At 38.7% G+C, this 13347-nt stretch carries 13 protein-coding genes and 1 pseudogene; 5 read left to right on the top strand and 9 right to left on the bottom strand.

The annotated features are described in order from the left end of the window. The first annotated feature begins 343 nt into the window (after positions 1-343). The 4 genes from aspS (at position 344) to B2Y23_RS10505 (ending at position 4648) form a co-directional block, all read left to right on the top strand. Complete coding sequence (gene aspS, locus B2Y23_RS10490) at positions 344-2134, top strand: aspartate--tRNA ligase (RefSeq protein ID WP_291357148.1); 1791 nt, start codon at positions 344-346, stop codon at positions 2132-2134. A gap of 280 nt (positions 2135-2414) precedes the next feature. Beyond that, positions 2415-3281, top strand: a complete 867-nt coding sequence (locus B2Y23_RS10495; protein ID WP_291357146.1) for a lysophospholipid acyltransferase family protein — start codon at positions 2415-2417, stop codon at positions 3279-3281. Positions 3282-3403: 122 nt separating this feature from the next. Continuing rightward, positions 3404-3622: a hypothetical protein gene (locus B2Y23_RS10500; RefSeq protein WP_291357144.1), complete on the top strand. Its 219-nt coding sequence runs from the start codon at positions 3404-3406 to the stop codon at positions 3620-3622. 99 nt (positions 3623-3721) lie between these two features. Then, on the top strand, positions 3722-4648 hold the full coding sequence (locus tag B2Y23_RS10505; protein WP_291357141.1) for a glycosyltransferase family 32 protein: 927 nt from the start codon (positions 3722-3724) through the stop codon (positions 4646-4648). A 106-nt stretch (positions 4649-4754) separates the two neighbouring features. Here the strand turns inward: B2Y23_RS10505 and B2Y23_RS10510 are convergent, their stop codons facing one another. Beyond that, positions 4755-5516 carry a glycosyltransferase family 25 protein gene (locus tag B2Y23_RS10510; RefSeq protein ID WP_291357140.1) on the bottom strand — a complete coding sequence of 254 codons (762 nt, stop codon included), beginning with the start codon at positions 5514-5516 and terminating at the stop codon, positions 4755-4757. 79 nt (positions 5517-5595) lie between these two features. Here B2Y23_RS10510 and B2Y23_RS10515 point away from each other — a divergent pair, with 79 nt between their 5' ends. Then, entirely contained in the window at positions 5596-6480 is an 885-nt protein-coding gene (locus tag B2Y23_RS10515) for a glucosamine inositolphosphorylceramide transferase family protein (protein WP_291357138.1), read from the top strand. On the opposite strand, the gene B2Y23_RS10520 is transcribed toward B2Y23_RS10515, so the two are convergent. From B2Y23_RS10520 to B2Y23_RS10555, 8 genes and pseudogenes are all read right to left on the bottom strand, one after another. Further along, on the bottom strand, positions 6481-7515 hold the full coding sequence (locus tag B2Y23_RS10520) for a glycosyltransferase (protein WP_291370720.1): 1035 nt from the start codon (positions 7513-7515) through the stop codon (positions 6481-6483). After that, entirely contained in the window at positions 7512-8291 is a 780-nt protein-coding gene (locus B2Y23_RS10525) for a glycosyltransferase family 2 protein (protein WP_291357227.1), read from the bottom strand. The genes B2Y23_RS10520 and B2Y23_RS10525 overlap by 4 nt, the downstream gene beginning before the upstream one ends. Beyond that, positions 8285-9040 carry a polysaccharide deacetylase family protein gene (locus B2Y23_RS10530; protein WP_291357225.1) on the bottom strand — a complete coding sequence of 252 codons (756 nt, stop codon included), beginning with the start codon at positions 9038-9040 and terminating at the stop codon, positions 8285-8287. The genes B2Y23_RS10525 and B2Y23_RS10530 overlap by 7 nt, the downstream gene beginning before the upstream one ends. Then, positions 9037-10065, bottom strand: a complete 1029-nt coding sequence (locus B2Y23_RS10535; RefSeq protein WP_291357134.1) for a glycosyltransferase — start codon at positions 10063-10065, stop codon at positions 9037-9039. The genes B2Y23_RS10530 and B2Y23_RS10535 overlap by 4 nt, the downstream gene beginning before the upstream one ends. 12 nt (positions 10066-10077) lie before the next feature. Then, positions 10078-10956: a mitochondrial fission ELM1 family protein gene (locus B2Y23_RS10540; protein WP_291370722.1), complete on the bottom strand. Its 879-nt coding sequence runs from the start codon at positions 10954-10956 to the stop codon at positions 10078-10080. Positions 10957-10997: 41 nt separating this feature from the next. Beyond that, positions 10998-11741, bottom strand: coding sequence for a GT-D fold domain-containing glycosyltransferase (locus B2Y23_RS10545; protein WP_291370724.1), 744 nt, complete (start codon positions 11739-11741; stop codon positions 10998-11000). A gap of 127 nt (positions 11742-11868) precedes the next feature. Next, positions 11869-12795: a branched-chain amino acid transaminase gene (locus tag B2Y23_RS10550; protein WP_291357128.1), complete on the bottom strand. Its 927-nt coding sequence runs from the start codon at positions 12793-12795 to the stop codon at positions 11869-11871. A gap of 18 nt (positions 12796-12813) precedes the next feature. After that, positions 12814-13347 (bottom strand): annotated as a pseudogene (locus B2Y23_RS10555) (bifunctional glutamine synthetase adenylyltransferase/deadenyltransferase); the annotation flags it as partial.

Raw genomic sequence — 13347 nt, forward strand, 5'->3', positions numbered from 1 at the left:
TACTATGCTTCATAGGAATGTCTACATTAATATTTTTTCCTTTATTTATTTTTATTTCCACAATTTTCAAAAATAATATTAGCGAATTGCATAGAAATATTTGTGTAACTGGCATATGTATAGTTTTATTTACATTTATTTGTGGATTAACTGATTATACATTCGTAAGAAACTATTCCTTATTTATTTATAGCCTATTAATAGTACTATTATTCACCTATAGCTCACTTTTAATTAGAACTTGTGACAATTCGGCCAAAGAGGCATAATTCAACATTCGAAAAAGCGGTACGCTGTTTACGTATACGCTGACCTTAACCCATATAGTTGGATTTTTTACGCTATGATGCGAACTCATTACTGTGGCTCATTAACTGAAGCCCAAATTGACCAGACCGTAACATTATGCGGTTGGGTACACCGTCGCCGTGACCACGGTGGTGTTATCTTCCTGGACATGCGTGACCGTGACGGTCTTGTTCAAGTGGTTATTGACCCAGATACCCCTGAAGCATTCGCAACTGCGGACAAATCACGTTCAGAATTTGTATTAAAAATTACAGGCCGCGTACGTCGTCGTTATGCAGGTACTGAAAACGCGAATATCACTAGCGGTCAAATCGAAGTTCTGGGTAAAGAAATCGAAGTTCTTGCTGCATCTGAAACTCCGCCATTCCCATTAAATGACGAAAACACCAATATTTCTGAAGAAGTGCGTTTGAAATATCGTTTCTTGGACATCCGTCGTCCAGAGATGTTAGAACGTCTGCGTTTCCGTTCTAAATTAACCAACCTAATTCGTAACTACTTTGAAGAAAATGGTTTCTTAGATGTTGAAACACCGATTTTGACTCGTGCGACGCCTGAAGGTGCACGTGACTACCTCGTTCCAAGTCGTGTTTCTAACGGTAGCTTCTATGCACTTCCACAGTCTCCACAGCTGTTCAAACAGTTGTTGATGGTAGGCGGTATCGATCGTTACTACCAAATCGCTAAATGTTTCCGTGATGAAGACTTACGTGCTGACCGTCAGCCTGAATTCACCCAAATCGACGTTGAAACATCGTTCATGAGTGACGATGACATTATGGATTTGATGGAAACATTAACGATCAAGATGTTCAAAGAACTTCTAGACGTTCAATTCGACAAATTCCCGCGTATGACTTATGCAGACGCAATGCGCGACTATGCATCTGATAAACCTGACTTACGTATTCCTTTGAAACTGGTTGACGTTGCAGACATGATGCAAGACGTTGAGTTTAAAGTATTCGCAGGTCCAGCTAAAGATCCTAAAGGCCGTATCGTTGCGCTTCGCGTACCAGGTGCTGGTGCGCTGCCACGTAGCCAAATTGATGAATACACTAAATTCGTTGGCATCTACGGTGCAAAAGGCTTGGCTTACATTAAAGTCAACGAACTTGAAAAAGGTATTGAAGGTCTGCAATCTCCAATCGTTAAATTCATCGAGCCAATCGTGCTTGATTTGTTGAAACGTGTTGGCGCTGAAAATGGCGATATCGTATTCTTCGGTGCGGACAAAGCCAAAGTTGTCAATGATGCAATGGGTGCTTTACGTATTAAAGTCGGTCATGACATGAAGATGGCGACTTGCGAGTGGGCGCCACTTTGGGTTGTTGATTTCCCTATGTTTGAAGAAACAGATGACGGTAAATGGACATCTGTGCATCACCCATTCACGCTGCCTAAATCAAGCGTTGAAGAAGTGAAGAACAATCCAGGTGCTGCACTTTCTGTTGCTTACGATATGGTATTGAACGGTACTGAAATTGGTGGTGGTTCACTGCGTATCTTTAACTTAGAAATGCAAAAAGCGATCTTCGAAGCGCTGGGTATTTCTGAAGAAGAAGCCGAAGAGAAATTCAGCTTCTTGTTAAATGCATTGAAATTCGGTGCGCCTCCTCATGGTGGCTTGGCATTCGGTCTTGACCGTTTGGTGATGTTGATGACAGGTTCATCTTCAATCCGTGACGTGATTGCATTCCCGAAAACCAAAACTGCTGAATGTCCATTAACTCAAGCACCTGCTCCAGTTGAAGGCAATCAATTACGTGATTTGGGTATCCGTTTACGCGAAAAACCTAAAGCTGAAACTAAACAAGAAGTTTAATGTTTTATTAGTTCAGTGATCAAAACCCTGCTTAGGCAGGGTTTTTTATTGTTTCAAAAATAGGATAGAAAATAATTAAAATTTGATAATTTTTGATAATAATTCACTAGATGCGATATGTTATCTTGTTTAAGAATTAAATCCTATGTGCATTATTACACTAATTTAATTCATTCTATCTTGTTAGTAAGATTCTTTTTTAATCATTTCTATCTTAGATTTTTAGACTCTTGTCAACATTCTAATTTAACCTAATACTTCAAGAGTCCTTTAAGAATTTATGTACTTTTTATTTAAAGTTCTAGCCTTACTACCTTTACGTATGCTGCAAAATCTAGCCTGCTTTGCAGCATGGCTACTCTGTAGAAGCAATTCGTCATTTAAACGTATAACTTGTATTAATCTAAAGTTGGCTTACCCAGAATTGACAGTAGTGCAAAGAGCAAAGTTGCTTCATGAAAGTATTCGAAGTCAATGTTTAAGTTATGTAGAATGTATTAAATGCTGGGGGATGTCACCTCAATACAGTTTAAAACTCTTAAATAAAATTCATGGTACAAACTATTTAACAGAAGCCTTGACCAATCAAAAAGGCGTTATTGTCGTCGTGCCACATTTTGGTAGCTGGGAACTATTAAATGCCTGGCTTTGTACACATACTCAACCCATGATTATGTATAAGCCAAATAAGATAAAAGGCATAAATCGCTATATTTTAGAATCACGTCAAAAGACTAACGCAATATTGGTTCCTGCCGATGAAACCGGTGTACGTTCTATTTTCAAATACTTAAAGCAAGGTGGTCTTACGGTAGTTCTTCCCGATCATTTACCTAAATCTTCGGGGGGTATTTATGCTCATTTTTTTCAGCAAAATACCCTATCCGCTACCATTGTTTCTAAATTAGCATATAAAACTCAGTGCAATGTAGTGGGCTTAAGCTGTACAAGAAATCCCGATACATCTAGTTTCGATATTCAATGTATTCCTCTATCAACGGAAATCTCATCAAAAGAGCTGCAAAAAAGTGTTGGATGCTTAAATCAAGAAATGGAGCTCATGATTGCGAAAATGCCAGAACAGTATATTTGGTCTTATAAACGCTTTAGAAATTGTTATGGAAATGTTAATCCCTATAGAGTTTAAATATTATCTTTCCCCTTCTCATCTCAAGTTAGGTGAACAGAACACCAAAATGGAATGAATTGAGATTGCTGGCTGCTAATGGCATAATAGCCCTGTTTTTCTATTATTGAGTCAAGCAAGCTATGGCTATGCGTCCCGCTGTTCGTAATCGTGGCATTATGTTGATTGTGTTTTCTGTTGTGCAGTGGCTATTTATGCGTTATATCCTAGCCAATGGCTTATTTAACATGCATACAAACGAACGCATTCTATATTTTTGTGTCAGCAGTTTAGGCGGAGCCTTACTTATTTTTGTGGGATTAATTTATATGGTATTGAGAGGAAATCCGGATAAGGAATAACTACGATATTTCTGAAAAAATTTCAAAGTACAAAAATAAATCTTTTTTAAGATATTTATTTTTAAAATTTTATAATATTTAAATTTAAAAGGCTATTGAATGGGATTAAGAAAATCTATAAGAAAAATATTTCGTCTAGTGTCATTAAATATAAGATATTATAAAAACATTAGATTAAAAAATTTAAATCCAGACAATTATGCAGATCCTATCATTTTAAATCCAATAGATGATTCACATGAAATTAATATACCTAAAATAATATGGATGTACTGGGACTCAGAAATCCCCCCTATTGTTCAAAAATGTTTTGATCAAATAAAAAAACTAAATCCAACCTATCAAATTAATGTTTTAAATATAAAAAATACTGCATCTTTTTGCGACCTGAATTTTACTGAATTTAATAATCTTACTCCTCAGCAAAAATCAGACTTAATAAGGTTCTATTTACTATATCATTATGGTGGTATATGGCTAGATGGCAGTATCATAACTTATTCTAATTTAGATTGGATTATTGATATTTGCAATAAAAACAGAACATCTGCATTTGGATATTACAGGGCAGAAAATGTTACTGTACCTGAATATCCCGTCATTGAAAATTGGCTTTTAGCTTCAGAAAAAGGAAATATTTTCTTCAAAAAATGGTTAGATGAATTAATTTATGCATTAAATTTAGGATCGAAGAATTATATTTTAGAAATAAAAAAAACCATTCCTAACTATTCCGATTATTTTCAAAAAATAGGAATACTTGAATACTTAATTGCATATGTTGTTTGTCAAAAAGTATTAAGAGAAACTAAAGCAAGTATTTCATTAATCAATTGTGATAAAAATGCTTTTCTTTATCAAAATATAGGTGCTAAATCTCATACTTACTTTATTGAATCACTTATATTAATGCGAAGGCCGGATATTATGCCAAAACTTATTAAGCTTATAGGATCAGATCGAGCACTTATTTCTCCTTATTTACTAAAACAAAAATTTAAAAAAGATTCTCTTATAGATTTTTAAATATGAAAAAACCGTATTACTTAAGATTGTATATCTAGAGTACCTTTATAAAATTATAATGGTAATAATTTTTTCTTCAAAACTGTTTACTTAAGAAAAAATATTTTTATTTTGGATATTTTTTGTATAAAAACTTTGCAATATTATATCGTAAAGGTGTACCAAAACGACTCATAGGTACATCTGAACTTTCAACTCTTTCCTGTTCAATTGAGCTAAGCTGTGAGTTCTGCTCCCCAGCAGCAATTATTGGATGATCAACAATTGCTGTCATCAAAATCGAGGCTGTTTCATTGAAATCAGTTAAATATCGCCAGTCATCTGCTGCTCGCACAGGACGATGATAATTAATCAATGTCTGCGCAATTTCCCGATCAACAATATAGGCAACGGCATAACAAATTCGCTGATAAAAATCTGGTGATACTTTTAAAATTTTCTGAGATAAAAACTCTTGATCTAAAATATCTCCACGAACTTTTTGACATTCTTTCATCCGAATGCCCCCTATACTGAACAAGGTATTTCTAGGTAACTTAAGCGAAGACAATGCTGTTGATAATTTTTCAATCGTTAAATCATTTGGAAAAATTGCATCATCTTCAATGACAAGAGCATATTCATCATCTGTAGCTAAAAAGGCTTTTAACGCTTCTAAATGAGACAAAGTACATCCCACCATGCTAGGTGATAATGGTTTAGACCGGCCTTTTACACCCAATTCAAAATATTGTTTAGCAGATAAATTCCCTCCCTTAATACCTACTTTGCAGAATTTAGTCTGCCCATCTTTAAAAAAAGGCTGGCTAAATAATTTATTTAAGCGAGGAGAATTATCTTCTTCAATACTGACGATGTAAGTTTTCATAAAATGTACCGCTTTTACCCTAATCGCATAATATCTAATGTAGAATTGGATAGATAGCCTTATATGTTTCCTTACTTATATGATGCGTACAATTTTAAAGAAGTGGTACAAATTTCAACAAAACCAACAACTCAAAAAGTTTAATTCTCATTGGTACATGCGCTTTGGCTGGCTTGATCACCCCTTAAAAAGCCAAGATCAGCTACATAATTTATTTGAAATCCATTCGCCCGGAAAATTCACTTTTGCAGACTGTTTTTATGTGCAGGAAAATGATCGTCATTTTATTTTCTTTGAAGAAGTTGATGATGTACACCCTGTAGGGTTTCTCTCAGTGCTGGAAATTTTCAAAGATGGACGCTATACAGAACCACAAACCATTTTAAAACTGGATTATCACTTGTCTTATCCATGCGTATTTAAAATCGAAAATGACTGGTACATGATTCCCGAAACCAGTGCCAATAAGACCATTGAGCTGTGGAAATGTACCGAGTTTCCTCTGAAATGGGAAAAACATTCCAATATTCTGGAAGGTATTGAAGCTGTCGATAGCACACCTTTTTACCATGAAGGCATGTGGTACCTGTTTAGCTCGACACGCAGAAACTGTAAAAAGTTTGGTGACCGTTTAGACCTGTTCTTTACTAAAGATATTCTTAATTCAGACTGGCAAGAGCATCCGCAAAACCCGGTGTGCAAAGGCCAGCAACAGTTCCGTATGGCAGGCAAACCTTTTATTTACAATGACAAACTGGTTCGACCAAGTCAGGATTCACTCAAACGCTATGGCGGCAATATTGAGCTAAAAGAAATTATTCAACTTAGCCCGACGGTTTATCAAGAACACCTTTTAGAAGTGGTATTGCCAAACTGGAACAATGAGGACGATGGCTGCCACACTATTAATGCAGAAAATAACTTTGTGGTGCTGGATGCAATTCGTTTATCCGCTAAGCAATAGCTAACTCTTTAGCAAATGCTCATAAATATTGAGCGTTTGCTGTGTCATTGCAGCAACAGTCAACTCCGCTTTGGCTTGAGCAAATAAGGGCAGAAAATCCTGCTGAGCATTGCCATTCAACGCATTCTGAATGGCCTGCTGTAATCCTTGTACATCGCCAATTTCAGCCAAATATGCTTCAGGCAGCCATTCAATTACGCCATTCACTTTCGTTGCAGCCATGACTTTATCTGCCTGTAAGGCTTCTACCATCACCAAAGGAAATCCTTCACGGTCTGATGAAAGCACCACGACATCGGCCAACTGAATCAAGTCACGTGCATCGGTTCGAAAGCCTAAAAATGCGACCTGATTTTGCATATTCAATTCAGCAACTTGCTGTTCAAGTGCCGGGCGTAATGAACCATCACCGATGATATACACATTGGCATCTACACACTGCATGGCCTGAATCAAGAGTGCAATATTTTTAACTGACTCTAAACGGCCAATACACATCACATTTTTTTTGCCCGCACCCAAGGCAGGAAAATTCTTATCAATATCTGCTTTCAATGCCTGCTTTTGTGCATCTGTCAGACTGGGTTGTGCATATACCCCATTATAAACCACATGGGCTTTCGACTCAGGAATCCCTTGTGTTAATGCCTGACTCACGGCAATGACTGCTTCTCCCACCAAATAAGCAGATTTATTCTTTTTGGTGCCGTGAACAGTCGTCACCACTTTAACATTGGCTAAAAATGGTCGAATCCGGGAAATCAGCTCCGCTGCCTTACCTGCCTGGGCATGCACAATGTCCGGCTGAATTTGATTGATCAAGTTTTTCAGCTGCCAGAGTAAGAAAATATTCCAGCGACTACGAGCAAAATCAAGCGCATGAAAATGTACATGTTGATTAAACTTTTCTGCATAACATGGATGCGCAATCATATGCACTTCATGCTGCAATGACATTTCATTGACCAGATTAAATGTGTGCTGCTCTAAACCACCGACACCGCCACTGGTCGCCAAAACCTGAACAATCTTCATGGCTTGTCCTGTTTATTCTTGGACGCATTTTGATACTGTTCAAACAACTTGGCCTCTTTTAAAAAAGCATAAAACGCATTAATCATGCTGTTCACAAAACCACGCCAGCCATTCAAAAAACTCCGGCGGATGAAATATGATTTCAAGAAAGTCACCGGCATAACTAAGCTCAACTTTAACAAGCTTGGATTTTTGCCTTTTTGAAATTTCTCGGCAGCTTTCAAATTGGAATACTGATTGTTTTTTTCCACTTTGACAAAAATGCTGGATTCACCGTAATGGTAAATATCGCCTTGCGCACGAACACTCTGACCATCGACAAGCACATTTTCATGGACCTCATTTTCCAGGTCATAATGCCCTTTACTTTTGCGGAAAAAGCGTACTTTGGCATGCTTTTTCGTGTGCTTGCTGTTCGGCACACCCAAAAATACGTCATTAATTGGCGTGATTAAGGCATCAATCTGATTGGCCTGAATGGTCTGTTCAATTTCATTTTTTAACTCGGATGACAGAACTTCATCGCCATCCAGGTTCAGTACCCAATCATTTTTACACTGCGCCAAGGCCAGACTTTTTTGTCCGGCATAACCCTGCCAGTTTTGGTGCGAAATGCGCACATTCGGAAATGACTGGGCAATCGCATACGTATCATCCGTACTGCCAGAATCCAAAATAATCACTTCAGAAAAATCACGCACACTGTATAAGGTATCTTGAAGCCATGCGCCGCAATTTAAAGTGACGATATAAACACTACATGGAATACTCATAATTTATAACGTCCTTTGGCTAAGGCAATACGCATTTGTAAGGCATTCATCGCCCCGTGTGTGCTGACACGAGGAATATTAAATTGATTTTCCGCTGTATAGGCTTCGATTTTTTTGCGGGTAGACACTGCATTTTTAAAACCAATTTCTTTGGCCATTTGCTGATGCTTTTCATTAAAACGGCCAAAGGGATAAGCAAAACTTGGGCAACGTCCAACCAGTGCTTCAACATCCTGTTTTGAGGCCTGCATTTCTGCAAAAGCCTGTTCATCGGACAGTTTCAGCAAATTAACATGATGCTGGGTATGCGCGCCAAACTCAATCACGCCTGAATCAGACATTTCACAAATCTGTTCAGGGCTGAGTTTTTCAATACCTTCGATTTGGGTTGCCAGGAAAATGGTCGCCTTGGCATGGTATTTTTTCAGCAAGGGATAGGCATACTGGTAATTATCTAAGAATCCATCATCAAAGGATAATGCTACGATATTTTTTTGCCCCTGAAACTGATCCAGTTCCGAAACAAAACAGAATGTAGACTTCTTTTTAGTTAGATATTGCAGCAGTTGCTCAAACTTGGCGGGGGGCATATTCATGCCTGAAGCTTCTACATGTGGCGTGACTTGATGCAGCATGACTATTCTTGGCAAACTGGCGCTACGAAATGGCAGCCAAAAGGTATAATTTCCCAGTAGATATAATACTGCCACAAAGACGACTAAACCCAATACCACATACAATAACCACATTATGCGTATACCTCATGTGACCATTCATAAGCTTCGGACAATGGCTGATCAAACGTCACTTCAAGCATAAACTGGCTAATGCGTTTAGCATTAAAACTGTTGCGTGTTTTATTCCAACCCGCTTCCGCTATACGCTTCGCCTCAACTGGATGTTCTGCATAAAATTTAATTTTTTCAGCCAAATCAAACTGATCATCAAAATAAATCACTTCTTGATCAGAATATAATTTATCGAAGCCTGGAATTCGTGGACTAAATGTTAATAAGCCATTGCCTGTGAGCTGCACAATCCGGTCTGAACTATATAAGGTGACATCATTTTTACGTGAATAATTCAGTCCCATACGTGATTCAGACAATACTTTATAATAGCCTTTCCCATACACGCCCGGCTGTTCAAAACAGCCATAATACTGATATTGAATATGATTATTCTTTAAAGTGTCAGCCAAATCTTTAAGGAATTTTTCACGTTCCGGCTCTTTATACACCACGCCACAGAAAATAAATTCCTTATCAATATTACTTGATTCAAACTGTTTTAATTGTTCTACATTACGATGTCCCACATTGGGCATATAAGCCACTTTTAAATGCGGCTGCTTGAGTTTTTTCAGATATTCACCACCCGTGGTACAGAAAATGGCATCCAGATAGGGTGAAAATTCACGTACAAAACCGAGTTTCTGTTCCAGATACAGGGGGTCAACGTACCAGAAAGCTATTTTGGTTTGAGGATAACGCTGCTTGATTTCTTTGAGCACATTTGGACTCATCAAGTCACTATGTCCCACCAAAACCAAGTCCGGCTCAATATTATCCACAATTTTTAGAATTTCTTTATTGGCCCAGTTCGCACCGAGTTTTTTGGTTTTGAACACTGTTCCCATACGCGCCATATCGCGAAAACTGAAATCATAAACAAAATGACCATTTTCAATTAATCCCGCTGAAATTTTGCGGTCTGTACAGTAAAAATGCGCGCCTTGTTTATTAAAGCCAAAATTCGCAATATGTAAAATTTTCATGAAGAAACAACTCTATTTTTTCAATAATATATCAGCAACTCGGGTTGCTTCATTCAGTTTTAAATTCAATAGATTGTGATGTGGTTTATCTGACGATGTCGATAAAAGCTGATCCAACAATGTGGTAATTCTATCAGATTTCAAACGGTCTATCGCAATTATCCCTACCTTACAACCGGCTGTTAAAGCCTCGAAAATCATGGAAACACTGTCTTCCGTGACCCAAACTGCTTCGGCTTGTTGCATCTGCTCAAAGATCCAGCCTTGCGGCGTATCTTCCACCGGGAAAATCTGTAGCTGACTGACATAAGGCTGAGCTGATAAATGTCCAAGAAATTCTTTGGGAGTACGACGTGAAGTGGTTAAAATAATTTCAGCTTGTGGATGGTGCTGCACAATATTCTGAATCACCTCTAACACCTTCTTTTCATTCCACTGATGACGTTTGGATGAGCCACCTAAAGCAACCAAAATCCGATTGGCTTGATGGCGCTGTTCATTGACAATCGGGTTTAAAGCCCCTTGAGTGGTAATCACATGTCTAGATTCAGGTACGCCATCATGTTCAGGAATGATGGTATGGTCAAACCAGGTAAACGGAAAATTCGGCTTCATTAAAATAACCGTTTTCGCCTGTGGATATACTTTCCCCAGCAGCAAGACCCGTGATTGGGTATGACTGCCCACGCCAAAAATATAATCCGGCTTTTTTTCAAACAGTGCCAATTGATGACTCAACATGCCTTTTAACAGCGTGAAAATTGGCAATTGCTGAATGGAGATTTCCTGAAAGGTCACTTCGATATTGCTTATGCGTTGCATGGCTTTATATAAACCGACTGCTTGCGAACGGTGTCCTGCTTTACCATCACTGACGTAGACAATATGCATAGAGAAAAATCCTCATAGATGCTGCTTGAATGGACTGCCAATTAGCCTGCTTTCTGCTGAAAAACCGTATCGTATGAACTAGTGATGTGACCAATATCTAATGCTTGATAGCCCAGGTCGGAAAAACGTTTGGCTAAAACCGTTCCAGTAGGACCTAAAGCAATCAAAATCAAACAGCTTTGCTTAGCAGTATTTTGCAACTCCGCAATAATCCGCTCTGCATCAGCAAACGCATTCGTCGCTTTTGAATAAATTATTTGACGGGCTGAAACATTATCAAACAGCGTATGCTCTAAATTTAGTTTAGAACCCTCACCTGTAATTAAAACAGTTTTACGATTCTGCCAAATTGATTTCCATGCCGGCACTGCCTGTTCGGGATACATGATGAAAAAATCTGGACGTGTCACCATAGAATGTCCGTATGAATGTTCAAAGCTCAGTTTTTGTTTTAAGTCTTTCCAACGTACATACCAAAATTTTAGCCACCAATTGACTTCATCATCATTACAAGCTTTCAATATGGTCGGCAAACAGACTAACAATTTTTCATCTTGGTTTTTTAAAATATTTTCAAGTTCCAATGCGAGTTCAGGATGACATTTCTGGAAATCAATATCATCGCCATCCATTAAAGTGATTTCGCCATCGCCAAAACGTGCTAGTGATTTTCCTTGCGCAACCAACTGTAAAGTTTCTGGCATGGAATACAGTAATTTTTCTTCAAAATATTGCAAATCTGACTGATTTTCAGAAAGCCAGCGCTTTTTATCAAGTTTATACATTCTTTTTTTCATGCGTAGTTTAAATCTACGCATAGCCGACTCAAATGTCATTCAGCACCTGTACAATATCTATTAAATACAAAAAAGGCGAAACTTTCGTTCCGCCTTCTCATCTTAACCGATCAACTTATTTTACGTAAGTTAACCAGTGTGCATATTTAGGATCTTTACCCTGAACTGCATCAAAGAACGCTTTCTGGATTTGTGTCGTAATTGGACCACGACAGCCTTCACCAATGATACGGTCATCATATTCGCGAATTGGCGTCACTTCAGCAGCAGTACCCGTGAAGAATGCTTCATCACCAATATAGAATTCGTCACGGGTGATGCGACGTTCGACCACTTCATAACCCAAGTCTTTAGCAATGGTAATGATGGTTTGACGGGTAATACCATCTAAAGCACCGCCAGCGATATCAGGGGTATGCAATACGCCATCTTTCACCAAGAATACGTTTTCGCCAGAACCTTGGCATACATAACCTTGCGGGTCCATCAACATCGCTTCGTCATAACCCGAATGTGCCACTTCCTGATGCGCAAGAATCGACAAGGTATAGTTACCAGACGCTTTTGCTTTACACATGGTCACGTTTGGATGGTGATGGGTAAATGATGAAGTTTTCACGCGAATACCTTTCGCCATGGCTTCTTCACCCAGGTAAGCACCCCAGCCCCATGCCGCTACAGTCGCATGAATCGTATTATTGGTTGCAGCAATACCGAGTTTTTCTGAACCGATAAAGATAATTGGACGCAAATAGCATGAAGCTAATTTATTTTCACGTACTACATCAATTTGAGCCTGCTCAAGTGCTGCCTGATCAAATGGAACTTTCATTTGATAAATTTTTGCAGAGTTAAGCAAACGTTTTGTATGATCTTGGAGACGGAAAATCGCGGTACCATTTGGTGTTTCATAAGCACGGACACCCTCAAAGACACCCATACTGTAGTGTAATGTATGAGTTAGGACGTGGATTTTCGCCTCACGCCAGTCAACCATTTGTCCATCTTGCCAAATAAAACCATCACGATCAGCCAAGTTCATGGCACACACTCCAAATTTTTATACACAGTCATTTCTATCCAACGCAAAAGTTGCAGTTGGATCAATTAATCTTTGCCATAACTTGCAAACGACCTCTCGGGTATCGTGCCAGTCGTCAGCTGCAACTTGCATGGATTGATTTGCAAGGGCTAAACGGTGGCTCTCGGCTCGTTCACTGAGATAAGCTTGAATCAATGCTGTCGCATCGGCGCTGGATAAGCGATCCGTTTTTGCGGCATCCTCAAGGATTCGTACGTTGTCGGAGTAATGGGCGAGATCAGGATTCGACCCACTCCATGCTAATACCGCATACTGTGCCATAAATTCGATATCAACGATACCACCTGCATCCTGTTTTAAATGAAAAATCCCATCTTTTTGCTGCTCTTTGGAAGAACCCAGATGATCTTTCATCTTCTGACGCATTTTTAACACTTCTGCCCGAACATTCGCCTCATCCCGCGGTTGAGTCAAAATACGGCAGCGTAAATCTTCAAATTTTTCTCGCAGTGAAACTTCACCGGCAATCGATCTGGCCCGAACCAGCGCCTG

Source organism: Acinetobacter sp. UBA5934 (genome assembly GCF_002430855.1).
GTDB lineage: Bacteria > Pseudomonadota > Gammaproteobacteria > Pseudomonadales > Moraxellaceae > Acinetobacter.

Bases quoted from the DNA above. Each gene is read 5' to 3' on its own strand.
- aspS (WP_291357148.1), top strand. From the start codon at position 344: ATGATGCGAACTCATTACTGTGGCTCATTAACTGAAGCCCAAATTGAC.
- B2Y23_RS10495 (WP_291357146.1), top strand. From the start codon at position 2,415: ATGTACTTTTTATTTAAAGTTCTAGCCTTACTACCTTTACGTATGCTG.
- B2Y23_RS10500 (WP_291357144.1), top strand. From the start codon at position 3,404: ATGGCTATGCGTCCCGCTGTTCGTAATCGTGGCATTATGTTGATTGTG.
- B2Y23_RS10505 (WP_291357141.1), top strand. From the start codon at position 3,722: ATGGGATTAAGAAAATCTATAAGAAAAATATTTCGTCTAGTGTCATTA.
- B2Y23_RS10510 (WP_291357140.1), bottom strand. From the start codon at position 5,516: ATGAAAACTTACATCGTCAGTATTGAAGAAGATAATTCTCCTCGCTTA.
- B2Y23_RS10515 (WP_291357138.1), top strand. From the start codon at position 5,596: ATGATGCGTACAATTTTAAAGAAGTGGTACAAATTTCAACAAAACCAA.
- B2Y23_RS10520 (WP_291370720.1), bottom strand. From the start codon at position 7,515: ATGAAGATTGTTCAGGTTTTGGCGACCAGTGGCGGTGTCGGTGGTTTA.
- B2Y23_RS10535 (WP_291357134.1), bottom strand. From the start codon at position 10,065: ATGAAAATTTTACATATTGCGAATTTTGGCTTTAATAAACAAGGCGCG.
- B2Y23_RS10540 (WP_291370722.1), bottom strand. From the start codon at position 10,956: ATGCATATTGTCTACGTCAGTGATGGTAAAGCAGGACACCGTTCGCAA.
- B2Y23_RS10545 (WP_291370724.1), bottom strand. From the start codon at position 11,741: ATGTATAAACTTGATAAAAAGCGCTGGCTTTCTGAAAATCAGTCAGAT.
- B2Y23_RS10550 (WP_291357128.1), bottom strand. From the start codon at position 12,795: ATGAACTTGGCTGATCGTGATGGTTTTATTTGGCAAGATGGACAAATG.